The 26679-nt window shown below is 63.5% G+C and carries 22 protein-coding genes; 11 read left to right on the top strand and 11 right to left on the bottom strand.

The window, feature by feature from the left end:
- Window positions 1-59: 59 nt before the first annotated feature.
- The 4 genes from BCV67_RS16775 to prmB all read right to left on the bottom strand — a co-directional run bounded on the left by BCV67_RS16775 (window position 60) and on the right by prmB (window position 4315).
- A complete protein-coding gene (locus tag BCV67_RS16775; RefSeq protein ID WP_062168180.1) occupies window positions 60-1085 on the bottom strand; it encodes an aspartate-semialdehyde dehydrogenase in 1026 nt (341 codons plus the stop codon).
- 83 nt (window positions 1086-1168) lie between these two features.
- Window positions 1169-2221: a 2-hydroxyacid dehydrogenase gene (locus BCV67_RS16770; RefSeq protein WP_062168181.1), complete on the bottom strand. Its 1053-nt coding sequence runs from the start codon at window positions 2219-2221 to the stop codon at window positions 1169-1171.
- The gene (aroC, locus tag BCV67_RS16765) at window positions 2214-3311 is read right to left on the bottom strand and encodes a chorismate synthase (protein WP_062168182.1); all 1098 of its coding nucleotides are present in this window, start codon (window positions 3309-3311) and stop codon (window positions 2214-2216) included. Before aroC ends, BCV67_RS16770 begins: the two co-directional genes overlap by 8 nt.
- Before the next feature lie 74 nt (window positions 3312-3385).
- Window positions 3386-4315 carry a 50S ribosomal protein L3 N(5)-glutamine methyltransferase gene (gene prmB, locus BCV67_RS16760; protein ID WP_062168183.1) on the bottom strand — a complete coding sequence of 310 codons (930 nt, stop codon included), beginning with the start codon at window positions 4313-4315 and terminating at the stop codon, window positions 3386-3388.
- A gap of 216 nt (window positions 4316-4531) precedes the next feature.
- Between prmB and BCV67_RS16755 the strand changes: the two genes are divergently transcribed.
- Complete coding sequence (locus BCV67_RS16755) at window positions 4532-5179, top strand: SCO family protein (protein WP_062168184.1); 648 nt, start codon at window positions 4532-4534, stop codon at window positions 5177-5179.
- Window positions 5176-6018: an archaetidylserine decarboxylase gene (gene asd / locus BCV67_RS16750; RefSeq protein ID WP_062168185.1), complete on the top strand. Its 843-nt coding sequence runs from the start codon at window positions 5176-5178 to the stop codon at window positions 6016-6018. Before BCV67_RS16755 ends, asd begins: the two co-directional genes overlap by 4 nt.
- 299 nt (window positions 6019-6317) lie before the next feature.
- Here the strand turns inward: asd and BCV67_RS16745 are convergent, their stop codons facing one another.
- On the bottom strand, window positions 6318-7904 hold the full coding sequence (locus BCV67_RS16745; RefSeq protein WP_062171605.1) for a transglycosylase SLT domain-containing protein: 1587 nt from the start codon (window positions 7902-7904) through the stop codon (window positions 6318-6320).
- A gap of 123 nt (window positions 7905-8027) precedes the next feature.
- On the opposite strand from BCV67_RS16745, the gene BCV67_RS16740 reads away from it, so the two are divergent.
- A complete protein-coding gene (locus BCV67_RS16740) occupies window positions 8028-9533 on the top strand; it encodes a helicase HerA-like domain-containing protein (RefSeq protein WP_062171607.1) in 1506 nt (501 codons plus the stop codon).
- A gap of 78 nt (window positions 9534-9611) precedes the next feature.
- Window positions 9612-10877 carry a hypothetical protein gene (locus BCV67_RS16735; RefSeq protein WP_062168187.1) on the top strand — a complete coding sequence of 422 codons (1266 nt, stop codon included), beginning with the start codon at window positions 9612-9614 and terminating at the stop codon, window positions 10875-10877.
- A gap of 218 nt (window positions 10878-11095) precedes the next feature.
- Here the strand turns inward: BCV67_RS16735 and BCV67_RS16730 are convergent, their stop codons facing one another.
- Window positions 11096-12544 carry a rhomboid family intramembrane serine protease gene (locus BCV67_RS16730; RefSeq protein WP_062168190.1) on the bottom strand — a complete coding sequence of 483 codons (1449 nt, stop codon included), beginning with the start codon at window positions 12542-12544 and terminating at the stop codon, window positions 11096-11098.
- Window positions 12545-12646: 102 nt separating this feature from the next.
- Here BCV67_RS16730 and greB point away from each other — a divergent pair, with 102 nt between their 5' ends.
- On the top strand, window positions 12647-13150 hold the full coding sequence (greB, locus tag BCV67_RS16725; RefSeq protein ID WP_062168192.1) for a transcription elongation factor GreB: 504 nt from the start codon (window positions 12647-12649) through the stop codon (window positions 13148-13150).
- Here greB and BCV67_RS16720 read toward each other — a convergent pair.
- Entirely contained in the window at window positions 13134-13970 is an 837-nt protein-coding gene (locus BCV67_RS16720; protein WP_062168194.1) for a DUF3025 domain-containing protein, read from the bottom strand. The two genes, greB and BCV67_RS16720, sit on opposite strands and share 17 nt — an antisense overlap.
- A complete protein-coding gene (gene rimO, locus BCV67_RS16715) occupies window positions 13967-15331 on the bottom strand; it encodes a 30S ribosomal protein S12 methylthiotransferase RimO (protein WP_062168196.1) in 1365 nt (454 codons plus the stop codon). Before rimO ends, BCV67_RS16720 begins: the two co-directional genes overlap by 4 nt.
- A gap of 391 nt (window positions 15332-15722) precedes the next feature.
- Here rimO and BCV67_RS16710 point away from each other — a divergent pair, with 391 nt between their 5' ends.
- The 3 genes from BCV67_RS16710 to BCV67_RS20380 are packed head-to-tail and all read left to right on the top strand — an operon-like array spanning window position 15723 to window position 17000.
- Window positions 15723-16382, top strand: coding sequence for a dienelactone hydrolase family protein (locus BCV67_RS16710; protein ID WP_062168198.1), 660 nt, complete (start codon window positions 15723-15725; stop codon window positions 16380-16382).
- A complete protein-coding gene (locus BCV67_RS16705) occupies window positions 16379-16801 on the top strand; it encodes an HIT family protein (protein ID WP_062168200.1) in 423 nt (140 codons plus the stop codon). Before BCV67_RS16710 ends, BCV67_RS16705 begins: the two co-directional genes overlap by 4 nt.
- 31 nt (window positions 16802-16832) lie before the next feature.
- Window positions 16833-17000 (top strand): LiaI-LiaF-like domain-containing protein, encoded by a 168-nt coding sequence (locus BCV67_RS20380; RefSeq protein ID WP_170183049.1) that lies wholly within the window; start codon window positions 16833-16835, stop codon window positions 16998-17000.
- A gap of 236 nt (window positions 17001-17236) precedes the next feature.
- On the opposite strand, the gene dcd is transcribed toward BCV67_RS20380, so the two are convergent.
- Window positions 17237-17809: a dCTP deaminase gene (gene dcd, locus BCV67_RS16700; RefSeq protein WP_057627064.1), complete on the bottom strand. Its 573-nt coding sequence runs from the start codon at window positions 17807-17809 to the stop codon at window positions 17237-17239.
- 164 nt (window positions 17810-17973) lie between these two features.
- Window positions 17974-18825, bottom strand: a complete 852-nt coding sequence (gene apbC, locus BCV67_RS16695; RefSeq protein ID WP_062171609.1) for an iron-sulfur cluster carrier protein ApbC — start codon at window positions 18823-18825, stop codon at window positions 17974-17976.
- 260 nt (window positions 18826-19085) lie between these two features.
- On the opposite strand from apbC, the gene BCV67_RS16690 reads away from it, so the two are divergent.
- The 3 genes from BCV67_RS16690 (at window position 19086) to BCV67_RS16680 (ending at window position 24977) form a co-directional block, all read left to right on the top strand.
- A complete protein-coding gene (locus tag BCV67_RS16690) occupies window positions 19086-21908 on the top strand; it encodes a TonB-dependent receptor plug domain-containing protein (RefSeq protein WP_062168202.1) in 2823 nt (940 codons plus the stop codon).
- A 90-nt stretch (window positions 21909-21998) separates the two neighbouring features.
- Window positions 21999-24002, top strand: coding sequence for an alpha/beta hydrolase family protein (locus BCV67_RS16685; RefSeq protein ID WP_062168204.1), 2004 nt, complete (start codon window positions 21999-22001; stop codon window positions 24000-24002).
- A gap of 150 nt (window positions 24003-24152) precedes the next feature.
- On the top strand, window positions 24153-24977 hold the full coding sequence (locus tag BCV67_RS16680) for a tetratricopeptide repeat protein (RefSeq protein ID WP_062168207.1): 825 nt from the start codon (window positions 24153-24155) through the stop codon (window positions 24975-24977).
- 26 nt (window positions 24978-25003) lie between these two features.
- On the opposite strand, the gene BCV67_RS16675 is transcribed toward BCV67_RS16680, so the two are convergent.
- Window positions 25004-26611 carry a phytoene desaturase family protein gene (locus tag BCV67_RS16675; protein ID WP_156455836.1) on the bottom strand — a complete coding sequence of 536 codons (1608 nt, stop codon included), beginning with the start codon at window positions 26609-26611 and terminating at the stop codon, window positions 25004-25006.
- Window positions 26612-26679: the final 68 nt, after the last annotated feature.

Below are 26679 nucleotides of genomic sequence, written 5' to 3'. Positions count from 1 at the left end.
ATACCGCTGTACCGCCCAGTTGCGACGACGCCGGCATCAAGCCGGCGTCGTTGTGTGCCTCAGCCGCCGTTGGCGACCAGTTCGGCGACCTGCACGGCGTTCAGTGCGGCGCCCTTGCGGATGTTGTCAGCCACCACCCACATGTTCAGGCCGCGCGGGTGCGAGATGTCCTCGCGGATGCGGCCGACGTAGACCGGATCGGTGCCCGAGGCATGGGTAACCGGGGTCGGATAGCCACCGGCCTTGCGCTCGTCCACCACCTTCACGCCCGGCGCTGCGGCCAGCAGCTCGCGGGCCTGCTCGGTGGTGATCTTCTTCTTCGTCTCGATGTTGACCGCCTCGGAGTGGCCGTAGAACACCGGCACACGCACCGCGGTGGGGTTCACCAGGATGCTGTCGTCGCCGAGGATCTTGCGGGTTTCCCAGACCAGCTTCATTTCTTCCTTGGTGAAGCCGTTGTCGAGGAACTCATCGATGTGCGGGATCAGGTTGAAGGCGATCTGCACCGGGAACTTGCTCGGCTCGATCTCCTGGAAGCCCAGCAGCTGCGCGGTCTGCTTGCCCAGCTCTTCCATGCCGGTCTGGCCCGCGCCGGACACCGACTGGTAGGTGGCGATGTTGATGCGCTCGATGCCGTACTCGCGGTGGATCGGTGCCAGCACCGGCATCAGCTGCATGGTCGAGCAGTTCGGGTTGGCGATGATGCCGCGCGGGCGGTTCTTCGCCGCCTCCGGGTTGACCTCGGACACCACCAGCGGCACGTCGTCGTCGTAACGGAAGGTGGACGAGTTATCGATCACCACCGCGCCGGCAGCGGCGAACTTGGGTGCGAACTCCTTCGAAATGCCGCCGCCTGCCGAGAAAAGCGCGATCTCGACACCGGCCGGGTCAAACGTGGCCAGGTCCTGGATGGTGATCTTCTGGCCTTCAAAGTCGACCTGCTGGCCGGCCGAACGCTCGGAGGCAAGCAGGGTCAGCTTGCTGATCGGGAACTTGCGCTCAGCCAGGATGGACAGCATGGTCTGGCCGACAGCGCCGGTGGCGCCAACAACGGCTACATGGAAACGACGGGCTTCATTGCTCATGGGGATACTCGAAAGAATAAGAGGGAGGAGACACACATCGAGCCAGGTTCGGGGAACCTCCAGCACACGGCCTGGGAGGCTCCCTATCGTTTTTTGTCGCCGATTTTCTTGCCATCCGCGGCAATGCGCGCGGTGCCATTGCCGAGCAGCTCGGCATTGATGGCATTGGCCGGCTTGCCAGCATCCGGGCCGATGCCCAGGCCGGCCAGCAGGTTGTCCACCGCCACCTGCACCATCGCCCGGCGCGTGGCCAGCGAGGCGCTGCCGATATGCGGGGTCAGCACGATGTTGCGCAGGGCCAGCAGCTCCGGGCGCACGTTCGGCTCGTTCTCGTACACGTCCAGTGCCGCCGATGCCAGCCGGCCATTGGCCAGCGCGTCGGCCAGCGCCAGCTCATCGACGATGCCGCCACGGGCGATGTTCACCAGCGTCGCGCTCGGCTTCATCTGCGCCAGTGCGGCGGCGTTGATGATGTGGTGGTTCTGCGCGGTATACGGCAATACCAGCACCAGGTGATCGACGTTGGCCAGCAGTTCGTCGAAGCCGACATAACGGGCACCGACCGCCTGCTCCTGCTCGGCGGGCAGCTGTGAACGGTTGTGGTACAGCACCCTCATGCCGAAGCCATGGTGACCACGGCGGGCGATGGCTTGGCCGATGCGGCCCATGCCCAGGATGCCCAGGGTGCTGCCATGCAGATCGGCACCGAGCATGGTGGTGAATGACCACTGCCCCCAGTTGCCATCGCGCAGCCAACGATCGGATTCAACAATGCGGCGTGCGGCCGCCATCAACAACGAGAAGCCGAGGTCAGCGGTGGTTTCGGTGAGTACGTCCGGAGTGTTGCTGGCAAGAATGCCGGCCGCACTGAGCGCGCCGATATCCAGGTTGTTATAGCCGACGCCGACATTGGCGATCATCTTCAAGGCCGGCGCGTTGGCGATTTCCGCCGCGCCGATACGGTCGTTGAGGGTGACCAGCGCGCCATCGACATCGGCCAGCTGCGCGGCAAGCTCGGCCGCGCTGTGGGCGCTGACCTTTTCGGTGGCAACCACGTCGCAGTACGCCGCCAACTGCGCGACGGTATCGTCGAACAGGGGCTGCGATACCCAGACGCGGGGCCGCCGATCAGCCATCGAGCTGACCGGGAATACGCGGGCTCATTTCGCCAACATCGCCGCACTGGCCGCGATGGCGCATGGCCTGGTCCATCAGCACCAGGGCCAGCATCGCCTCGGCGATGGGGGTGGCGCGGATGCCGACACAGGGATCGTGACGACCGGTGGTGATCACATCCACCGCGTTGCCGGCGGTATCCACCGTGGCACCGGGCAGGCGCAGGCTGGAGGTGGGCTTGAGCACCATGGCTGCAACGATCTGCTGACCGGTGGAGATACCACCGAGGATGCCGCCTGCGTGGTTGGACTGGAAACCCTGCGGGGTGATCAGGTCACGGTGCTCGGTGCCCTTCTGCGCGGCGCTGGCAAACCCGTCGCCGATTTCCACGCCCTTGACCGCATTGATGCTCATCAGCGCAACGGCGATATCGCCATCGAGCTTGCCGTAGATCGGCTCGCCCCAACCCGGCGGCACGCCATCGGCCACCACGGTCACGCGCGCACCGACCGAATCACCGGACTTGCGCAGCGCATCCATATACGTTTCCAACGCCGGCACCTGGCTGGCATCGGGCCAGAAGAACGGATTCTCTTCGACCGCGCCCCAGTCAAAACCGGCCGGGGTGATTTCGCCCAGCTGCGACAGGTAACCGCGAACGGTCACGCCGTAACGCTGCTGCAGCCACTTCTTGGCGACGACGCCAGCAGCCACACGCATCGTGGTTTCGCGCGCCGAGGAACGGCCACCGCCGCGCGGATCGCGGATGCCGTACTTCTGCCAGTAGCTGTAGTCGGCATGGCCCGGGCGGAACTGCTGGGCGATGTTGCTGTAATCCTTGCTGCGCTGATCGGTGTTGCGGATCAGCAGCGCGATCGGCGTGCCGGTGGTACGGCCTTCGTACACCCCGGACAGGATCTCGACCTCGTCGGCCTCGCGGCGGGCCGAGGTATGGCGGCTCTTGCCGGTGGCGCGGCGCTGCAGGTCGTGCGCGAATTCTTCGGGCGCGATTTCCAGGCCAGGCGGACACCCATCGATCACGCAGCCGATCGCCGGCCCGTGGGATTCACCGAAGGTGGTGACGCGAAGGAGTTGTCCGAATGTATTCAATGCCGTTGTGCTCTTGCGGTTGCGCTGGCCGTTGCCGTCATTCCACCAGGGCGGAGTGACGGCACAAGGATGACTCAGGGGCGTGCTGCTGCCAGCTCGGCGATGCGCGCATGGTGGGCACGCAGCTCGGCCGCTTCGACGGCGAAAATACCCATCTGCCCGACCTTGAACTCGACCCAGGACATGTAGACCTCCGGCAGCAGCTTGATCAGGTGCTGTTCGGAATCGCCTACTTCGCAGATCAGCAGGCCGTCTTCGCTCAGGTGGTCCGGCGCGTCACGCAGGATCTTCAACACCAGGTCCAGGCCGTCGTCGCCGGCACGCAGAGCCAGGTCTGGCTCGTGCTGGTATTCCTTCGGCAGCGCGTCGGTCTCGTCGTTGGTGACGTAGGGCGGGTTGGTGACGATCAAGTCGTAGACCCGGCCCTGCAGCCCGGCGAACAGGTCGCTCTTGACCAGCTCGACATTGTGGGCGAGCAGACGCTCCTTGTTCTCCACCGCCAGCGACAGCGCGGCGTCATTGACGTCGCTGCCATCCACCTGCCAGTTCGGGTAATAGTGGCCCATGGCGATGGCGATGCAGCCCGAGCCGGTGCACAGGTCCAGCGCGCGGTTGACCTCGCGACCTGCCAGCCAGGGCTCGAAGCCATTGAGGATCAGCTCGGCGATCGGCGAACGCGGCACCAGCGCACGCGCGTCGCTCTTGAAGCTCAAACCTGCGAACCAGGCCTCGCCGGTCAGGTAGGCCGCCGGCTGACGCTCATCGATGCGGCGCTGGAACAGCGCCAGCACCTGCTGCCGTTCTTCCAGCAGCACGCGCGCCGTGCCATAGGCCGGGCCGAGGTCCGGTGGCAGGTGCAGGCTGTGCAGGGTCAGCTGGGTCGCCTCGTCCAGGGCGTTGTCATAGCTGTGGCCAAAGGTCAGGCCTGCAGCATTGAAACGGCTTGCGCCGTAGCGGATCAAATCGACGATCGTATGGAGTTCAGCGGCCGCTTCGGCAGTCATGGCAATACGGAAATACTTGAAAGGTCTGCGATTATAGGCACCTGACCGGTATATTGATTGTCCAGTTGCAGCCGAAACTTCGGCAATGGCCCGCAAACGGCAGCCAAATACCGGCCAGTTGCCGGGGTGTACGCCTGCAATCCCCTACACTCCCGTATCCGCCCACGGCTGGCGCCCCGCCGTCCAGCCGCAGTACCCGAACGGAAGCCCGCGCGCATGTTCAATCGAAATACCGGCATCATCCTGGCCATCGCCCTGGCCGCCGGCCTGGGCCTGCTGTTGGCGCAGAAGGTCTTCGGCCCGTCCAACAAGGGCAGCCAGGGGACCAGCAGCATCCTGTTCTACGGCACCCCGCGCACCCTGCCGGAGTTCGACCTGGCCCAATCCGACGGCACCCGCCTGATCCCCGGCGAGCTGCGCGGCCATTGGACCCTGGTATTCCTGGGTTTCACCTCCTGCCCGGACGTCTGCCCCACCACCCTGACCGAGCTGGCCCAGGCCCAGAAGCAGTGGGAGGCCATCCCCGACAGCCTGCGCCCGCGCGTGGTGCTGGTGTCGGTGGACCCCGAGCGTGACACCCCGGCGCGGCTGGGCGAGTACGCCCATGCCTTCCACAAGGACACCATCGCCGCCACCGCCGATGTGCCGTCGCTGGAGCGTTTTGCCACCTCGCTGGGCATGGTGTTCCAGAAAGCCCCGGGCAAGCACTTCGAGCAGAACCCCGACGACTACAGCATGGACCACTCCGCCAGCATCGCCGTGCTCGACCCGCAGGGACGCCTGGCCGGCCTGATGCGTCCCCCGTTCAACCCGCAGGCAATTGCCAGCGACCTGATCAAGCTCACCGAGAAATCCGCACCATGAGTCTGGTTACACGCCTCACCTACGTATTGCCGCACCGCCTGCTGTCGTCAATGGCCCGCTCGCTGGCCTATTCGCAGAACCCGCGCATCTCGCGTTGGCTGATCGACACCGTGTCGCGCAAGTTCAACGTCAACCTTGGCGAAGCAGCCAACCCGGACCCGCGCAGCTACCCCAGCTTCAATGCCTTCTTCACCCGCGCCTTGAAGCCGGGCGCGCGCGTGCCGGCCGCCGATCCGCGCACCCTGACCATGCCGGCCGACGGCCGTATCAGCCAGTTGGGGCCGATCGAAGATGGCCGCATCTTCCAGGCCAAGGGCCAGTCCTTCACCGCCGCCGAGCTGCTCGGCGATGCCGCCGACGCGCTGCCGTTCAACAATGGCCTGTTCGCAACCGTATACCTGTCGCCGCGCGACTATCACCGCGTGCACATGGCCTGGACCGGCACCCTGCGCGAAACAGTGCATGTGCCCGGCCGTCTGTTCAGTGTAGGCACCGACGCGGTCGCCAACGTGCCGCGCCTGTTCGCCCGCAATGAACGTCTGGTCTGCCATTTCGACACGGATTTCGGGCCGATGGTGCAGGTGATGGTCGGCGCGCTGCTGGTCAGCGGCGTGGAGACGGTATGGAGTGGCGAGGAAATCCCGGCGTATGGCGACCGCATCACCCGCAAGGACTGGCGCGGCAAGGGCATTACCCTTGAACGCTTTGCCGAGATGGCGCGATTCAACTATGGCTCGACGGTGATCGTGCTGCTGCCGCCGGGCGTTGCCGATTTGGATCCGTCATTGAAGGCCGAAAGCCCGGTGCAGCTGGGCCAGCCGCTGGCAAAGCTGCGCTGACAGCTACGGCCCAGCAATTGCGGGAGCGGCGTCATCTTGTAGGAGCGGCGTAAGCCGCGAAGCCCTGATAGCACCAGCATCCCGTGCTTCTGCAATCTGATGATTCACCTGCTTCGCGGCTCACGCCGCTCCTAGAGGCAACCCGATTTTTGTGGGAGCGACGTCAGTCGCGAAGCTGGCGTTTCTTCCGCTAGCGACTGCGCTGAGATCTGATGATCCATCTGCCTCGCGGCTTACGCCGCTCCTACAAAAAGCATCCAGCACAAACAAGAAGGGCGCCTTGCGGCGCCCTTTCTGTTTCAACGACCGCAGCCTTCCAGCTTCAGGCTTTGCCCGGGCTTTAGCGCATAAGCCGGTGCACGCAGGCCATTGGCACGCGCCAACGCCGGTACTTCGCATTGGAAGCGGCTGGCGATGCCGCCGAGGGTGTCGCCCCGGGCAACCTTGTAACTGCGCGCCGCCGGGCGCCGCGCGGGTGCGGCTGGTCGCGGCGCAGCTACCGGGGCTGCAACTGGCGCGATGGCCTGCGCAGCCTGCATCGCCTGCACGTCACCCACCGCCACGCTGCCGGTGAAGGTTGCCGCCGAGGGCCGCTTGATCGCGGCATTCAGATCGGCGGTGATCAACGCACGCGCCAGATCCGCACGCGGGCCGCTCACGCAATAACGGTTGTAAAGGCCGGCAATGCGGGTAGTGGCATTGATGGTGGTGCCGGCCGGGATCCAGCCGTCTGCTTCATAACGCGGATTGAGGTTGCGCAGTGCGCGCATATAACCGTCACGGGTACCGGTGCTGCCCAGGCAGATGGTCAGCTCATAGATGGTGGTGGATTTGGCCAGACGAATGGTCGCCGGCTGCGCGTTGATCTTCGGGAACTCCACGCCGTACTGCTGCGGGTGCAGGAAGATCCACGCCGCGGCGATCACCATCGGCACGTAGTCCTTGGTCTCGCCCGGGAACTGGTTGTACGAGGTATCGGTCCAGAAGCTCTGCCCGCCGGTCTCGCGGTAGATGCGCGCGGCGCGGCCTTCGCCACCGTTGTAGGCAGCCAGGGCGTACTCGATATTCCTGTTGAGCCCGCGCATGCGCTCGTTCATGTAATCGGCGCTGGCGCTGGCGGCACTGCGCGGATCAAAGCGCGTGTCGAAGCCGGTACCGTCGGGACCCAGCCCGAAGCGACGGCCGGTGGCCGGCATGAACTGCATCAGGCCCGCCGCACCCACCCGCGAGGAGGCATGCACGCGGCCATTGGATTCCTTGGCCATGATGCCGAACAACAAAGCCTCAGGCAGCGCGTCCTTTTCCCACTCCGGCCACATCACCGCGCGCAGGTTCATGTAGTTCTCGTAGCTGGTCAGCAGCGACGGGCGCATGTCGGTAAGCCAACGGCGGATGCCGGCCTGGATGGCCGGGTTGTACTCGACCATCTCATCGAAGGCGTGGCGGTGATCATTGAGTAGGGCAGCCGCGCGCGCGGCTTCAGGCACATCGGCGACCAGTGGCGCGATATGGTCGGGATCGGCTTCCAGCGGACCACCATCATCGCCCTCGGCGCTGCCATTGGCATCAGCGCGCTGCTTGAGCAGGCGCTTGTAGGTGGCCAGCAGGTTGCTGACCTGGCAGCCCTTCTGGGCGATACAGGCGCTGATGACGTCTTCCATGTCCTCCAACGCGGCATCGCCCTCACTGGCGCCCTTGGGGTCGGCATTGGCAACCAGCACCAGCGCATCGCTGTAACGCTTTTCCGCTGCGGTCATGCGCGCCTCGATGGCATCCACCTTGACCTTGTCGCGGGCCGAGATTGCATGAGCGGCCGGGACCACGGTCAACAACGAGGTCGCCAGCAACAATGACCAACGAGGAGCGGATAACAGGGATACGGGCATCAGCAGCACTGCATGACAAAGGTGAGGCAGGGTAGCTGGCAGACAGACCCGGGGGCAACATGGCCCCCGCAGCGATACAGTCGGCCGTTAGAATCCTTCCTTCATTCATCAATGAGTGCCTCCATGGACCCGATCCTGCTCGGCAAAGGCGTCACCGACGACATCGCCGTCACCCTGCTCCCGCGTTTCGGCAACCGCCATGGCCTGGTGGCCGGCGCTACCGGTACCGGCAAGACGGTGACCCTGATGACGCTGGCCGAGGGCTTCTCGCGGCTGGGCGTGCCGGTATTCATGGCCGATGTGAAGGGCGACGTGGCCGGCCTGGCGGTTGCTGGTGAGGGCGGCGAGAAGCTGGCCCAGCGCGCGGCCGAGATCGGCGTCGACGGTTTTGCGCCGGCGGCCAGCCCGGTGGTGTTCTGGGACCTGTATGGCAAGCTCGGCCACCCGGTGCGCACTACCGTCAGTGAGATGGGCCCCACCCTGCTCGCGCGCATCCTGGAGCTCAATGGCACCCAGTCCGGCGTGCTCGACATCGTGTTCAAGCTGGCCGACGACCGTGGCCTGCTGCTGCTCGACCTGGACGATCTGCGCGCCCTGCTCGGCCTGGTGGCCGAAGAACGCAAGGACATCTCCACCGAATATGGTCTGGTCAGCGCGCAGTCGGTGGCGGCGATCCAGCGTTCGCTGCTGCGCCTGTCACAGGACGGCGGCGAAGCCTTCTTCGGCGAGCCGGCGCTGGAACTTGCCGACATCATGCGGGTCAACCACGACGGCCGCGGCGTGATCGGCATTCTTGCTGCCGCCCAGCTGATCCTCAAGCCGCGCCTGTATTCCACCTTCCTGCTGTGGCTGCTGTCCGAGCTGTTCGAGCAGCTGCCGGAAGTAGGCGACCTGGAAAAACCCAAGCTGGTCTTCATTTTCGATGAAGCTCATTTATTGTTCGACGATGCGCCGCCGGCGCTTGTGCAGCGCATCGAGCAGGTGGTGCGGCTGATCCGCTCCAAGGGCGTGGGCGTGTACTTCTGTTCGCAGTTCCCGGATGACGTGCCCGGCAACATCCTTGGCCAGCTCGGCAACCGCGTGCAGCACGCCCTGCGTGCCTTCACCCCGCGCGACCAGAAAGCGGTCAAGACCGCGGCAGAGACCTTCGTGCAGAACCCCAAGCTCGACGTGGTCGCCACCTTGTCGCAGCTGGGTACCGGCGAGGCGCTGGTGTCCACGCTGCAGGACAAGGGCATTCCCTCACCGGTGCAGAAGACCCTGATCGCCCCGCCGCGCTGCCGGATGGGCTCGATCACCGATGCCGAACGCGCCCAGGTGCGCGCCGGCAGCCCGGTCGGCACCCGCTATGACACCGCAGTCAACCGCGAATCGGCTGCCGAACTGCTGGCCCAGCGGGCGGAGAAGGCCGCCGAGCAGGCGCAGGCGCCGGCGGCCCGCACCCGCCAGCAGGACGAGGCACAGGAAGGCGGCTTCAGCCAGAGCATCAAGGACGCGATCTTCGGCACCAAGCGCCGCCAGGGCATGATCGAAACCATGGCCAAGCAGACCACCCGCACCATGGGCACCAAGCTGGGCAACCAGATCGTGCGCGGCATCCTGGGCAGCATTTTCGGCGGCAAGCGCTGACTGCCAAGCCAGGGCCGGCCCATTGCCGGCCCTCTATCGCAGGCGTCACAATCGGCCCCTGACTCTCGGGGGAATGTCATGGAAGACCGCAAGCGCGGCGCGAACGCGCAACGCCCACAACCGTTCTGGCAACGACTGCCTGCCATCACGCTCTATCCGGTGCGTGGCTCGGCGCTGTATTCGCTGATCGCGCTCACCCTGTGCACGCTGCTGACCTGGTTGCCGGCCATCGGCTGGCTGCTCGGGATCGTCACCTGGGGAGCGATCTACCGCTATTCGTTCGAGATCCTGCGCGAAACCGCCAACGGCCGCATGGCCTCGCCCGAGAACACTCTCAGCAGCAGCGACGGCACCGTTATCCGCCTGCTCGGCCTGATGATCCTGCTGGGCATCTTCGTGGTGACGGTGGCGATCTTCCTCGGCCCGATAATTGGCCTGCTCACGCTCGGCGCGGTGGTCCTGCTGCAGCCCGGCTGCGTGATCTCGCTGGCGATGGATGGCAGCCTGCGCCACGCCGCCAACCCGGCCACCTCGATCACCATCGCGCTGCGAATTGGCTGGCCCTACCTGGCCGCCTTCCTGCTGCTGTTCGTGATCCAGGCCAGCGCCTTGACCGCGGGCCAGTGGTTGCACACCTTCATGCCGCCGGTGGTGGGCGAGCTGGTGCTCAATTTCTTCAGCATCTGGGGCCTGTTCAGCGCCTTCCATCTGCTGGGCTATCTGGTCTACCAGTACCACGAGGCATTGGGCTTCGAGCCGGAGGGCGCCTACGACGCGCTGTCACGCCATGACCCGGACCAGAAGCTGCTCGATGAGGCCGAGCATTTCGTCCGCGAAGGCCAGCTCGATGCAGCGCTCGATGCCCTGCGCGGCTCGGTACGTTCGCGCGCGGTGAGCCTGCCGGTGCATGAGCTGTACCAGCGCCTGCTTCGCCGCAAGGGTGCATCGGATGCGCTGCGTGAGCATGCCCGTCAGTACATCAACCGCCTGCTGATCGAAAAGCAGGAACGCGAAGCGATGAACGTGCTGCGCGACATGCTGGAGGTGGATGCGGACTTCACTCCCTCCGAACCGCAGCAGGCTGCGCAGCTTGCCGAGCGCGCACGTCTGAGCGGCCAACTGCAGTTGCAGATGGACACGCTGCGGGCGATGTTCAAGGCCTGGCCGCGCGACCCACAGGCACCGCAGTGGGCACTGCAGGCCGCCCTGCTGCTGGGCGAACGCTACAACCGCGACGCCGAGGCACTGCAACTGATCGACACGGCGCTGCAGCGTTGCGAGGACGAAGAGCAGCGCCGCAAGCTCGAAGCCGCCAGGAGCGCGCTGCAGGTCAGCCCTGCCTGAGAAATCCGGCTCGGCTGAGCGGAGCCATATCGCCAACGTAGCCCGGGTAAACGCAGCGCACCTGGGGCTGTTGGCGGACACCTGAGGTTTCCCGTAGATCCCTGCTTCCCGGGTGCGCTGCGCTTACCCGGGCTACGGTTGAAGCGCGGAGACACAAATTCAGGGCTGCAGGCAGGCGATGCCGCAGTCACAAACGGAGCTCCATCAAGGCAAAACCCTCAGTCGTTCTCCAACAGGAACCGCGCCTTGCCGGCCTGCGGGGTCGCCGCAAACCGCTGCTGCAGCAATTCGAGCAGACGCCGACGCTGCGCATGGGCATGCGCCTCGCCATGCCGCAAGGCCAGACGAAGCCAGCCCTGTGCCTGCATCTCACCCGGCAATTGAATGGCCTGTTCCCAGACCGCCTCGGCTTCCTGCAGCCAGCCGGCTTTGAGGCAGCGCTCAAACGCAGCAGGCGCCAGCTCGGCGATTCCGCCCTCCGCCAGCAGCTGTTTGATGATGGCCTGCTGCGCGGCGAGCCCGGCAGCATCGCCCGCCTCCAATCGCAGCACATCGGCAGCCCGCGCCCGCATGTTGGCGGTGCGGCCGGCATTGGCTGCAACCCGATAACGCGCCAGCGCCACATCCAGACGCTGCGGTTGCTCGACCGCCAGCTCCGCCAGCACGCGCTCGGCGGCCGCGTTGTCCAGCCGGCCCATGTATTGCCGCGCCTGCTCCCAACGCTGGTCGCCGGCTGCGATCTCTGTCTCATCGACCATATAGTCGTCGCGGGTCTGCCGGGTAAGCACCAGCAGCCCACCCAGCACGGCGCCGCAGATGAGGCCACCGGCATGTGCATCAAACCCGATGCCGGCTTCATCATTGCTCAGCAGGTTGAATACCTCCCAGCCCAGCCACAGCGGCAGCAGGCAGATCGCCGGCGCGCGTACATAGTCGAAGATCACCCCGAACCAGTAGAAAAACCGCACCGGGCGCATTCCCCACACCACGCAGAACGCGCCCATCACCGCTGCGATCGCGCCGGAGGCGCCCAGACCACCGCCGGCCTCGCCCCAGCGCCACAACACGCTGGCAGCGCTGGAACCCACCGCCCCCAACAGGTACAGCCCCAGGAAGCGCCAACCGCCCAGCGCGCCTTCCAACAGCAGACCCAGCACCACCAGAAACACCATATTGCCCAGCAGGTGCATCACGCTGCCGTGCAGGAAGGCCGCCGACAGCAGCCGCCACGGCGACCATTCCGAGCTGCGCAGGATGTGCCGCAGGGTGAATACCTGGTCAAGCTGCGCCTGGTAGTCACGCCGCAATGGCACCCACGCTGCCTGTTGTTGTTCCGACTCGAACAAGCCGCCCTGCTGCAGTGCCTTGTGGAAGCTGACATCGCTCAAGGTCGCCATGCCCACATAGCTGCCGCGCTCCTGCGCCGGCACCGCTTCCAGCTCGGCCAGCGCATCGCGCTGCGCGGTCAATCGCAGGTGTTTTTCGTAGGCTGGCAGCTCGTAGCCGGCCAGGCCCGAGTGCTGATACCAGACCTGCGTCGCCTGCACCTTCTGCTCGTCGCCGGCCTGCCAGCCGAAGAACACGTAGACATTGGCCAGCACCAGCAGCATCGTCACCAGCGGCAAGGTGCTCAGGTTGAGCGGCTTGTGCAGCGGCAGTATCAACATCGGCCAAACATCCTTGTCGGTGAGCGCGAAGCTTCAGCCATTGATTGGCCTTGCGCAAGCAAGCCCGGCTACCATGCCGCATCCACGCAATGCATGACCGCAATGAGCCGCTGGCGTCCCCCTGCAGAAAAAAGCACCGCCCTGATCACCGCGCAGGGCCACGCCCGGCTCAAGGCCGAGCTGGACGAGCTGTGGCGGCAGTGGCGGCCGGAAGTGGTCAAGGCACTGGCCGCAGCAGCCGCCGAGGGCGACCGCTCGGAGAACGCCGAGTACACCTACCGCAAGAAGCAGCTGGGCGAGATCGACCGCCGCGTGCGTTACCTGAGCAAACGCCTGGAAGCCTTGCGCGTGGTCGACACCACGCCCAGCGACCCGGAGGCCGTGTTCTTTGGCGCGACGGTGGAACTGGAAAACGTTGATTCAGGGCAAACCGTTGTCTACCGGATTGTTGGCCCCGATGAAACCGACGCACCGGCCGGCTGGATCAGCATTGATTCGCCGTTGGCGCGGGCGCTGTTGAAGAAGCGCATCGACGATGAGTTCGCGGTGGAGCTGCCCAGCGGCCTGACCCGCTTCGCCATCCTCGACGTCAACTACGAAGGCTGAGCGCCGACGGATACACCCTGCCCTCGCGCAGCGGCCGGAAGTAATCGCGCGACTGATAGAATGCCGCGTCCTGTGACGCGTGCCAGCCAGGAATGCCAGCCAGCGGCAAAGGCCGCAGCTCGGATGGCGCAGCCAGCACCTCTCCTTCAGCGATTGCCGCAGCAATGCGGGCAACGCAGGCCGCATCATCCTCGCCAAGCACCACGATGCTTTTGCCCACCAGCAGGCGCCCGGGTAACAAGGCCTGCTCCAGCAAGGCATGGCCGATGAGCGCGCAGAGGGCGATATCGCCTTGCTGCCATGCGCGCGGATCGAACAGCGTCGCCCAGTCGTGCCGATCCCACGCCGACAACAAGGCCGCATTGCGGACACGCACGATGACTCCGGTTTCGTCGAACTGGGTCAGCGCGGCCTGCGCATGATTGCGCTGCGTTGTTCCCATCGCCGCGATATGCAGGCATTGCTGCGCGTTGAGCGCGCGCTTGATCGCCGGATGGCGCGCCCAGACCAGCGCATTGAACAGGTCATGCCAGTTCTGCGCACGGGTGGCGATGCGCCCTTGGGCGATGCGTTGTTCGTAGTGCAGACCGTCGCCAAGCAAGGCCTCATCCTGGATGACGAATTGCTTGCCCTGCACGGCCAGCTGCGCGTTGAGCGCAGCAATATCCGGCCAATCGACGCCTTGCAACAGCTCGGCGTAGACGGCAAAGCCGCCAAATATGGGCTGCTCAAAACACTGATGCGTCACCCGCTCGCGCGGTGGCGCCAAAAAACGACGCCGGCCTGCGCCGGCGTCATCAGCGGCAGGTGCGCAGGTCACAGCACCTTGATATCAAACGGCGCGGCCGCCTTGGCATTGACGATGGCATCGCCAAACAGATCGTGCTCATCGCTGTCGGTGATTTCGACGTCGACGAACTGGCCAACCCGCAGCTTGGCCTCGTCGGCGTTCTGGATATGCACCAGCCCATCGATTTCCGGTGCATCGGCCTTGGAGCGCGCCACCGCGATACCGTCTTCGATGCCGTCGATCAGGCACTGCTGCACGCTGCCGATCTTGGCTTCGAGCTTGGCCGCGGAAATGGCCGCCTGCTTTTCCATGAAACGGGCCAGACGTTCCTGCTTCACTTCTTCCGGCACCGGGTCCGGCAGCTGGTTGGCGGTGGCACCGTCCACCGGCGAATAAGCGAAGGCGCCCACGCGGTCGAGCTGTGCCGTATCCAGGAAGTCGAGCAGCTGCTCGAACTCGGCATCGGTCTCGCCCGGGAAGCCGACGATGAAGGTGGAGCGCACGGTGATGTCCGGCGCGATCTCGCGCCAGCGCAGCACCCGCTCCAGGGTCTTGTCGACCGCGCCCGGGCGCTTCATCAGCTTGAGGATGCGCGGGCTGGCGTGCTGGAACGGGATGTCCAGGTACGGCAGGATCTTGCCCTCGGCCATCAACGGCACCACGTCGTCGACATGCGGGTACGGATAAACGTAATGCAGGCGGGTCCAGGCATCGAGCTCGGACAGCCCCTCGCATAGCGCCTTCATGCGCGTTGCGTATTCCTTGCCGCGCCAGGTGCCCGGCGCGTACTTGCGGTCCACGCCATAGGCCGAGGTGTCCTGCGACACCACCAGCAACTCGCGCACACCGCCCTTCACCAGACGCTCGGCCTCGCGCAGCACTTCATCAACCGGGCGCGACACCAGGTCGCCACGCATCGAGGGAATGATGCAGAAGCTGCAACGGTGGTTGCAGCCTTCGGAAATCTTCAGATAGGCGTAGTGGCGCGGGGTCAGCTTGATGCCGTAGTCCGGCACCAGGTCCACGAACGGATTGTGCTTGGGCGGCAGCGCCGCATGCACCGCTTCCATCACCGTGGTGTAGTCCTGCGGCCCGGACACCGAGAGCACGTCCGGGTAGTGCTCGCGGATCATGTCGCCCTTCTTGCCCAGGCAGCCGGTGACGATGACCTTGCCGTTCTCGTTCATCGCCTCGCCGATGGCATCCAGCGATTCGGCCACGGCCGAGTCGATGAAGCCGCAGGTATTGACCACCACCACGTCGGCCGAGTCGTAGGACGGCACGATGTCGTAGCCCTCCACCCGCAGCTGGGTGAGGATGCGCTCGGAATCGACAAGGGCTTTCGGGCAGCCAAGGCTGACGAAGCCGACTTTGGGGTTCAGCTGGGACATGATCTGGAAATCCTGGGGCCGGGCCGGAATGGCAGCAGGGCCGGAAAGCCGGTCAGTATACCGGGCCTGCGCGGCGACGCCCTGCAGGCTGGCTTAATAGGCGCTGGGGTTGATTAATCGATCAGACCGCAGCAATGCCCTGCTTTAGCCCCTCTCCCGCTTGCGGGGTGAAACTGGGGCGTTTACGAACCACCGGTTCGTGCCCCTGTTGAACGCCCTTGCGCCAGTGCAAGGGCCGGGGCGCGAAGCGGGGGTTGGGGTGAGGGGAAGCCCCTTGCAAGCAGACCCACGGCGTTAAAAGCTCCCCTCATCCGCCCTTTCGGGCACCTTCTCCCGCAAGCGGGAGAAGGCACATCGCCTCCCCTGCCCCCTCAATCCGGAGTCCCCCGCCATGCCCACTTGGATCACCCTCCCCACCCCACTCGGTCCCGTCCGCGCCTGGCAGGCCCTGCCTGCTGGTACCCCTCGCGCCGGCCTGGTGGTGATACAGGAAATCTTCGGCGCCAACGCACATATCCGCCATGTCGCCGAACAGTACGCCGCCGAGGGCTATGCGGTGCTTGCGCCTTCATTCTTCGACCTGATCGAGCCGGACCTGCAGCTGGACTACGACACCGCAGGTGCTACCCGCGGCAAAGCGCTGGTGAACGAACTGGGCGTGGACCGCGCGGTAACCGTCGTCGAAGCCGCCGCTGGGGTTCTGGCGCAATACGGCAAGGTCGGCACCGTCGGCTACTGCTGGGGCGGCACCATTGCCATGCTGGCCGCGCAGCGCCTGGGCCTGCCCTCGGCCAGCTACTACGGCGCACGCAATGTGCCGTTCCTGGATACACCGTTCAAGGCACCGGCAATCTTCCATTTCGGTGACAAGGACGCCTCGATCCCGGCCTCCGCCGTTGCAGCGCACCGTGAAAAGCAACCCGACTTGCCTGTATATGTGTATCCGGCCGACCACGCCTTCAACCGCGAGGTCGGCATGCACTACCACGCACCCAGCGCCGACCTGGCGCGCGAACGCACCTTGGCCTTCTTCAGCGAGAACCTGCGATGACCGAAGCTGTGACGTCCGATTTCGTACTTGATACCCGCCTTGCCGCCGACAGTGTGTTGATTGCCGATGGCCCGCTCTCCCAGATCCGCCTGATGAATGACGACCGCTTCCCGTGGGTCGTACTGGTGCCACGCGTGCCTGATGCCAGCGAGTGGATCGATCTGGACGGCGCCCAACAGCGGCTGCTGCTGGCCGAGATCAACCAGATCTCGCAGCACCTGAAGCACAAACCCAATGTCAGCAAGATCAATATCGGTGCGCTGGGCAACATCGTGCGCCAGCTGCATGTGCACCTGATCGGCCGCAACGAGAATGATGCGGCCTGGCCGGGGCCGGTGTGGGGCAACGGCAAGGCACAACGCTTTGATCCGGAGGTGCTGGCCGAGCGTGTCGAAATCTGGCGCCAGCGGCTACGATAAGCACCTTCCCCCTTACGGACCCCGCAAGCCGATGCGCTCCAATCTGATCGCCGCCCTGATCCTGATCATCGTTGGCCTGTTCTTCCTGGCCAAGAACCTTGGCTGGATCAACGGCAACATCGGCACCATGCTCGCCACCTGGTGGCCGGCCATCCTGGTCGCCGTCGGTATCGGCATGTTGTTCGGGCGCGGCAAGTGAGTGAAACAGGAACGTAGGGCGTAGGAACCGCTAAAGCAGAGAGCGTGCGGGATGCCGCTCGGCTTTTACTGCATCGCACGTCCCTAAGCTCTACGTTTCTGGCTTGCAAGTTCACAGCAAGGTTTTGAGCAGGAGCCTGGCGCGCAGGAACCCGTAGCGTCGCCAGGGCGGAAGCAACTTCCGCCTTCACCGCGTTACTCGTTCCTGGCCTCTATGTTCCCGGCTTCCCGCTGGCTTCAGGTACGCGGCAAGGTAACGCCGGTCTGGCCCTGGTACTTGCCGCCGCGATCCTTGTACGAGGTTTCGCAGACATCATCCTTGTCGGCCTGGAAAAACAGCATCTGCGCCACACCTTCGTTGGCGTAGATGCGGGCCGGCAGCGGCGTCGTGTTGGAGAACTCCAGCGTCACATGGCCTTCCCACTCCGGCTCCAGCGGGGTGACGTTGACGATGATGCCGCAGCGCGCGTAGGTGCTCTTGCCCAGGCACACCACCAGGGTGTCGCGCGGGATGCGGAAGAACTCCACCGTGCGTGCCAGCGCGAACGAGTTCGGCGGGATGATGCACTCATCGGCCTCGATATCGACAAAGCTCTTCGGGTCGAAGTGCTTGGGGTCGACAATGGTCGAGTTGATGTTGGTGAACACCTTGAATTCACGCGAGCAACGCACGTCGTAGCCATAGCTGGAAGTGCCGTAACTGACGATACGCTGGCCGTCCACCTGCTTGACCTGGCCGGCTTCGTAGGGCGAGATCATGCCCTGCTGTTCGGACATTTGGCGGATCCAACGGTCGCTCTTGATGCTCATTCAGTGATCCTGTTCACGTTGTGCCGCAGCATGCCTGCGGCCGGGGGTGGTCGATTCTAGCCTAGAGCCAGCGCCCGGCCGTAGCCAATCATCGCCGCCCACACCTTTTTATGAGAAGGGCCCGCAGACGCGGGCCCCATCACGGCTTTTACCGGCGGGCAGACTCAAGTCAACGTGGACAGAATCGGAATGCTGGCACGTGGGCGCTTGGCCAATTCCTCTGTCATCCGCTGCGCCGCCGCCAGATAGGCTTTTGCCGCTGCCGACTCCGGCTGCGCGACGACGATCGGCGCACCGACATCCCCCTGCTCGCGGATGGCTATATCCAGCGGCAACGAGCCCAACAAGGGCACACCGTACTGCTCGGCCATCCGCTGACCGCCGCCTTCGCCGAACAGATGCTCGACATGGCCACAGTTGCTGCAGGTATGCACGGCCATGTTCTCGATGATGCCCAACACCGGCACCTCAACCTTCTCGAACATATTCAAAGCCTTGCGCGCATCCAGCGTGGCGATGTCCTGCGGCGTGGTGACGATCACCGCACCGGCGACCGGGATCTTCTGCGACAGCGTCAGCTGGATGTCGCCGGTACCCGGCGGCAGATCGATCAACAGGAAATCCAGGTCATCCCACAGCGTGTCGTTGAACAGCTGGGTCAGCGCCGAGGTGGCCATCGGCCCACGCCAGATCATCGGTGAGTCCGGCTCGATCAGGAAACCGATCGACATCGCCTCGACCCCGAATGCCCGCAGCGGCTCGATGGACTTGTTGTCCGGGCTCTCCGGCCGCCCGCTCAAACCAAGCATGGCCGGCACGCTGGGCCCGTAGATATCGGCATCCAGCACGCCCACCCGGGCACCCAACGCCTTCAGCGCCAGGGCCAGGTTTACGGCCGTGGTGGACTTGCCCACCCCGCCCTTGCCCGAGCCCACCGCAATGACATTGCGGATACGTGAATGGGGGGATAGCCCCTTCTGCACTTTGTGGGCACCGCCCAACGGAATCGACCGGATCACTACAGCCTCTACTTCAATGGTTCGGCGCGAACTATAGCGCGATGCGCAGAGCCACCATCTACCCTACGTTTGCCGACTGCAACAACCAGCTTTGCCGACTTATGCACTCATGAGCACAGGCTGAACACTTGACCTTTAAGGTTAACCTTGTGTTAACTTTAAGTTACCGGCAAATGAAACCTTTCAGTACCGGAACAAATAGCCCTTTCGTCAGCATGGTTGTGAAAGGGATACCTCATTCGTTTTAGGGGAAATGCATGGCGATTCGTAGTCCGCTCATCCGTCATCCGTTGAGCTTCGCACTGGTGTCCGCGATGGCACTGACCATTAACGCGCAGGCTCATGCTCAGGAAGCCGAGCCTCAGCCTGGTCACGAGGTGACCAACAAGAGCGCGACCAACCTGGACAAGGTCACCGTCACGGGTTCGCGCATCAAGCGCGCTGAAGTCGAGGGCCCGGCACCGGTAACGGTCATTACCTCCGCTCAGATCGAGCGCGAAGGCTTCACCACCGTTTTCGACGCCTTGAACACCTTGACCCAGGCTAGCGGCTCCACACAGAACGAAATCTTCCAGGGTGGCTTCACCCCGAACGCCAGCGTCATCAATCTCCGTGGCCTCGGCCCGGGCCGCACCTTGCTGCTGATCAATGGTCGTCGTGCTGCTGACTACCCGCTGCCGTACAACGGCCAGAGCAATTTCGCCAATTTCGGCAACATCCCCGCTGCAGCTGTCGAGCGCATCGAACTACTGGCCGGTGGCGCGTCTGCCATCTATGGTTCCGACGCTGTCGCAGGCGTGGTCAATATCGTCCTGAAGACCAATTTCGAAGGCGATCTGATCAAGATTAAGGGTTCCACAACCACCGACGGCGGCCGTGATCGTGCCGACTTGCAATGGATCGGCGGCAAAACCGGCGACAAGTGGAGCCTCACCTACGCAGTTGAATATTTCAATTCCGAGCCGCTGCACGCGTACCAGCGTGACTTCATGGACTCGCTGCTGGACAACCCTTTGCCGCCGGACTTCGTCGGCATCCAGCCCAGTGGGACCATGCGCGTCCGTGACCGCACAAAGAGCGCGAACAGCTACATCGCACCGCCGCCTGGCGCCTGCGAGCAGATGGGCGATGAGTGGGTGCGCCATAACTATCGCTCTGCCAATGCAGCCGGCACGATCACCAACCTTGGCCAAGCTTGCGGCACCTACAAGGATGTTGGGTACCAGACGATCAGCAACGGCAACAACGACATCTCGGCGTACCTGTACGGCACGTTCGACTTCGACAGCGGCGTGCAGGCCTGGGCAAGCCTCCAGACCTATTGGTCGCGCGCCAAGTACACCGGCGGCACCCAGTTCTGGGGCGGCCCAACCGTCGGCGGTCTCTGGTACGACCAGGGTCTTGGCACGATCGTCGACGCGCAGCGCATTTTCACGCCGATGGAAGCCGGCGGCCTGAACAACCTGATGAGCAAGAATGACGAAAAGTCTTACGATCTTGCAGTTGGCTTCAAGGGCAACTTTGGCGAACGCTTCGATTGGGATGCAACCGTATCCCGCGCCGAGTACCGCATCAAGGTAGAATCCCCGCGATTGGTCGCGTCGAAGATCAACGACTGGTTCCTCGGCCCACGCCTTGGCACGCGCAGCGGCTACGCGGTCTACGATCTGAATGAAGCGCATTATTACAGCGCGTTGACGCCAGAGCAGTTCGCGTCAATGAGCACGACCCTGAAAACCGACGCCAAGTCATATGTAAACCAAGGTAACTTCGTGGTATCGGGCGACCTGTTTGAGCTACCGGCCGGACCCCTTGGCTTCGCGGCCATCGTGGAAGCATCCCAGCAGGAGTACAAGCTTAACGAAGATCCTCGCATTTTGCCGGACTACACTGGCGTCGACCGCCCCTACAACCGCACCGGCACCGGTGGCGGTGGCAAGCGCGACCGTTATGCGACGGGTGTCGAACTGTCCATCCCGATCTTCGACAGTCTCAAGGCCAGCCTCGCAGGCCGTCTCGACAAGTACGACGACGTCACCGCAGTGGATGACGCCCGTACTTGGAACGCCGGCCTGGAATGGCGTCCGTTCTCGAATCTGCTCTTGCGCGGCTCCTACGCCACCAGCTTCCGCGCCCCTGACATGCACTATGTGTTCGCCGAGCGCAGCGGCTCGTACAGCCCCGTTCTTGACGTGCGCCGCTGCCTTGAAAGCGGGCGAGTCGCAGCGCAGTGCACGAGCACGGACACGGCAACCAACTACACCGCCTTCGGCGTACGCCAAGGTACCAAGGACCTGAAGGAAGAAACGGGCAAATCCTGGACGGCTGGTTTTGTGTGGGACATCATCGACGGCCTTTCTGTCAGCGCTGACTACTACCACATCGAACTAGAAGACGTGGTCTCAGACATTACGTCTGCGTACATCCTGGAAGGCGAAGCCGGGTGCATCACCGGCAAGACCCGCAACGGCCAGCCGTTCACGCTGGGCGCGCCGGGCTCGGCGTTCTGCAACGACATGCTATCGCGCGTATCGCGCCTCAGCGCCCCGGGCACCCCGAATGACGGCCAGATCACAGAGATCCGTCGTGGCCCGATCAACCGCGCGGTCCTCGGCACAAAGGGCATCGACGCTACCTTGGACTACCGACTGGATACCGACCGAATGGGCGACTTCCGAGTTCAGCTTGGGTGGTCGCATACCCTCGGCCAGACATCCGCTCAGTTCAAGAACGATCCGGTACTAGACTACCGCGACGACCTGGGCAACTTCGACTTCCGCAGCCGCATCCGCGCAACCGGTACGTGGCAGCGGGACGACTGGCAGGCCGCGCTGTTCATGGTCCGCTACGGCAGCCTGCCGAACTGGCAGGAAACCGGCCGCGTCGCTCCCTACTTCATCTGGAACGGCAGCATTGGCAAGAAGATCACCGAGAAGGCGCAGGTCAACCTTTACGTCAACAACATCTTTGACAACCACCACCCGAAGGACGACGGCTTCAACACCTATCCGTACTTCTGGCGCGCCTATGACGCAGTGGGACGCGAGATCGCAGTTGAGTTCCAGTACCGGTTCCGTTGATTGAGCATGTGATCCAAACAGAATGGCCCGGGCACGCCCGGGCCATTCTGTTGATGACCCAGCGTCCGATATCTGACAAGGAAATCCCCAATGAAATCATGCCTGGCAGCAGCCATTCTGCTTGCGCTTTCCATTCCGGCAGCATCCGCGGCACCAACGGCCGTCGTCCCGTCCATCCGCGACTTCGTCTCGCACTCCGCGTACGGTGCGGCCAAGATATCGCCAGATGGCCGCTACATCGCCATAACCGTGGATCGTGGTGAGCAGGACGTGCTCACCGTACTAAGAACTTCCGACCTCAAGATCGTGAAGGTCAATCAGCTCCCCGACCAGAAAAGCGTTGGCAGTTTCTATTGGACCAGTCCCGAACGCCTGATGTTCAACGCCGTCAAGAAAATGGGCGGTTACGCTGCACCCTTCTCAACCGGAGAATGGTTCGCCGTGAATGCAGACGGCTCGCAGCCCAGGCCACTTATCTTCTACGGCACCCGTGATGCCACGCAGCGCGGAAAGACGGTTGGTTCGGAGCGTTTCAGCCTGCTTGACACGCTGAAGAATGATGACCAGAACGTTATCATGCAGGTGACAAGCCCGCGTTCCTCAGAAGGCGTAGGCACCGAAGTCGTGCGAATGGACACACTGAGCGGGCGCCGCACCAGCCTGGCGCGCGCACCGAAAGAGAACTGCAACATCACGCTGGATGCTGTCAAAGAGCCGCAGTTCGCAATCTGTTCCACCAGTAAGGGCGAAGACGGCGAGTACGACGAGCGCACGGAGCTCTACCGCCGCGATGCAGGCAACTGGACCCTGATCAATGCATCCAAGTCGGATGGCAATCACCTGGACATCCTGCGTTCCACCCCGGACGGCACAATCTATGCGAGCCGGGATGATGGGAGTTTACCCGCTGCTGTGGGAACGCTGAACCCTACAACGGGAGACTTCACAGTCCTTCATCAGGATCCGATTGCGGAAGTCTCCGACATGATCTGGTCTACGGACGACACGACACTCATCGGCGTGGTGACCGAGGCTGGTGTACCAAAGGTCTCCCTCCTAAATGAGGATCACCCGGATGCCGAACTTTACGCATCTCTCGCGAATGCTTTCGAAGGGCAGATGGTGGATTTTTCCAATGCCACCGCCGATGGCAAGAAGATCATCGTCAACGTCTACAGCGACACGAATCCCTCAGAGCTCTACCTATTCGATCGCGATTCGGGTAAAGCTCGCTTTCTCATGAAACAACGACCACAGCTGGCGTCTGCCCAGCTTGCCTCGGTCAAGCCATTCTCGTTCACCTCACGCGACGGAAAGCTCATCCATGCGTACCTGACGCTCCCGCATGGCAGCGACGGGAAAAACCTGCCGCTGATCGTCAATCCGCATGGTGGCCCCATCGGGCCACGCGACAATTGGGGGTTCAATCCGGAAGCGCAGCTGTTTGCCAGCCGCGGGTACGCCACCTTGCAGATCAACTACCGCGGCTCTGGTGGTTACGGCAAGGCATTTCAGGACGCAGGCCACCAGCAATGGAGCCAGGGAATCCAAAACGACATCCTCGACGCGACCCACTGGGTCATCAACAACGGATACGCCAACAAGGACCGCATCTGCATCTATGGCGGTAGTTTCGGCGGCTATTCATCACTGATGGCGCCGATAAGGGAACCGGGCCTCTTCAAGTGCACGTTCGGCTACGTGGGCGTCTACGACATCGATATGATGTTCAAGAAGGGCGACATACCGGAGCGTGAATCCGGTCAGCGCTTCCTGCGCCGCACGCATGGTACTGACTCGAAGGTTTGGGCCGAAAGCTCGCCTGCTCGTCGGGCAGACGAGGTCAAAATCCCCGTCTATCTCGCTGCCGGTGCACGCGATGTGCGTACTCCTCCGGAACAGACAGAGTTGATGAACAGGGCACTGATCGCGGCGGGCAACAAGCCCGAAGGCATGATCATCCAGTCGGGTGAAATGCATGGTTTCTACGGCGAGGATGCCCGCGTGAATCTCTATACGGAGATGCTTGGCTTCTTCCAACGCCATATCGGCGACGGGAAGGTCAACGTCGGCGAGCCTACCAGCGCAAAGTAACCTCGAAGTCACTTCCTCATCCGAGGTTCGTCTGTGAAAGGGAGCAACGGGGGATTTCCCCCGTTGCTATGCCAATGACTTTCGACCATTCCAAGGCAAACCCTCCTCCGTTGATCATGTTGCCATGGCATGGATGGCACAAGGACACACATGATGCGCCAACATACTTTCGCCCAGACCTTGCTTTTGCTTGCGCTCTCCAGCAGCTGTCCCGTGATTGCAGCCAGCCAAGCAGTGGGCACGCAGCCAGACGATCCAACAAAGGATCAACTGATGATCACAGCGGGGTTTCTCAACGGACATCCCGATCTTCGTTTCCGCCTGCTCGGACTTGAGAAGCACAAGGCAGGAGACCTGGAGAAAGCATTCCGCTTCTTCCAGAACGCTGCCTTTTATGGTGACAAGCCATCACAAGGTATGGTCGCCGAAATGCTGTGGACGGGCACGGGCACTCCTCCCGACCGCGCACTGGCATATGCATGGATGGACCTCGCAGCTGAACGCGGCTACGAGGGTTTCGCCGGCCTGCGAGAGCAGTACTGGGCAGAGCTTTCGGAGGAGGACCGAGCGCGCGCGCTCACCATAGGCCAGGAGGTCTATGCTAGATACGGCGATGCCGCAGCTCTGCCGCGTATTGCCAGCAAGCTCAGAAGGGAGCGTAGGAGTTTGACCGGCAGTAGAGCCGGCTTTACAGGCAACGTGCGCATCATCATCCCCACCGCCACCGGCAGCACCGAGATCGATGGATCGAAGTTCTATGACGAACGCTACTGGGACCCGGCCAAATACCAAGCATGGCAGGATTCGGTGTGGATGAATCCCCGCATTGCGACAGTAAACGTTGGCGCCGTCGAGCAGGCTTCGGGAAACCCGCAATCTACGCGCATACCGGCCGTCACACCCCTTTGGGATGTACCTGAACCCGACGCCGGTGATGAGATGCCCCAAGTTGGGGACAGCGGCAACAATCCTTGATCTGAGATAACGGGGCCTTGACCGCTTTAGCTGCCAAGGCCCTCAATAATTGCCCGCGCGGCGTTATGGCCAGGCGCCCCGGTAACCCCACCGCCCGGGTGCGTGCCCGAGCCGCATAGATAGAGCCCGGGCAATGCTCCCTTGTAGCCGGCCTGTCCCAGCATCGGCCGAGCACTGAACAACTGATTCAAGCTCAACGCGCCGTGGAAGATATCGCCGCCTATCAGGCCAAAGGTACGCTCAAGGTCGAGCGGGCTCATGATCTGCCGGCCCAGTACCGATGCGGCAAAGCCCGGCGCTTGCTTGTCGACCGTGGCGATCATCAGATCTGCCACTTCTTCGCGGTGATCGTCCCAACTGCGGCCGTCCGGCAGTTGCGGGGCGACATGCTGGCAGAACAGGCTGGCGACGTGTTGTCCCGGCGGTGCAAGTGAATCATCCAGCGTGCTGGGTATCAGCATCTCGACCACCGGTTCGCGTGACCACCCGTATTGGCGGGCATCCAGATAGGCGCGGTCCATGTAGTCCAGGCTGGGCGCGATGATGATGCCGGCTGTCAGGTGGTCGCCCTGCCCCGGCAACACGGTGAATTCCGGCAACTTCGACAAGGCCACGTTCATGCGAAACGTCCCCGAGCCACAACGCCAGTTGGCCATGCGATCCAGCGTGGCTGCCGGTACATCGGCCGGGTCGAACAGTCGTTCGTAGAGCAGCTTCGGATTGACGTTGGCGACGATGGCGGCGCCTCGCACTACCTCGCCATCCGCCAATGCGACGCCTACAGCCCGACCCTGCTCCACCAACACCTTGCTTACTGCTGCATCGGTGCGAATTTCAACACCGGCTTCAACCGCCGCACGTGCCATCGCCTGGGTGATGGCGCCCATGCCGCCGATGGCGTGGCCCCAGGCGCCTTTGACACCGTTGCTTTCGCCAAACACGTGGTGCAGCAACACATAGGCGGTGCCGGGCGCATACGGGCTGGCGTAGTTGCCAACAATGCCATCGAAGCCGAACAAGGCCTTGATCGGCGCGCTTTCAAACCAGCGGTCCAGGTACTCGGCGGCGGAGATGGTGAACAGGTCCATCAACTCCTGTTGAAGCGCCGCATCCAGGCGTTGCAGCTGCCGTCCCAACTGCCCTGCTTTCCACAGCTCGGGCAATGCGCGCAACCAGCTCGTGCCGCTGATGTTGGGGGGCGCTTGCAAAGCCTGCGCACGCAGGACATCGGCAAATATCTCCAGCCGCTGCTCGTACTCCGGCAGGCGGGCGGCGTCGCGCGCCGAAAAACGCGCGACCTGCTCGGCCGTGCGGCCGGCGCCTGCCAGCAGGTACTCGCCATTGCCCAATGGCAGGAAGTTGTTGAGTTTGCGCGACACCACCCGCAGGCCGTGCCGCTCCAATTCGAGCTCGGCGATCACCTTGGGCTGCAGCAGTGACACCGTATAAGAGGCCACCGAATTCCGGAAACCGGGGTGGAATTCCTCGGTCACCGCCGCGCCGCCCACTACCGCACGGCGCTCCAGCACCAGTACCCGTTTGCCGGCCTTGGCCAGATAGGCCGCACATACCAGCCCGTTATGGCCGCCGCCGATCAGGATCGCGTCCCACTGCTTGGTCGATGTCTTGGTCATTTCCGCTGTATAGCATCGGCCAGCCATCGCCGCCCATAGGATTACACCGGCAGCCACCCATTACCTTC

The organism is Stenotrophomonas nitritireducens (genome assembly GCF_001700965.1).
Classification (GTDB): domain Bacteria; phylum Pseudomonadota; class Gammaproteobacteria; order Xanthomonadales; family Xanthomonadaceae; genus Stenotrophomonas; species Stenotrophomonas nitritireducens_A.
Note: the sequence above shows the minus strand (reverse complement) of the source record. Positions and strands in the feature narration are given on the sequence as shown.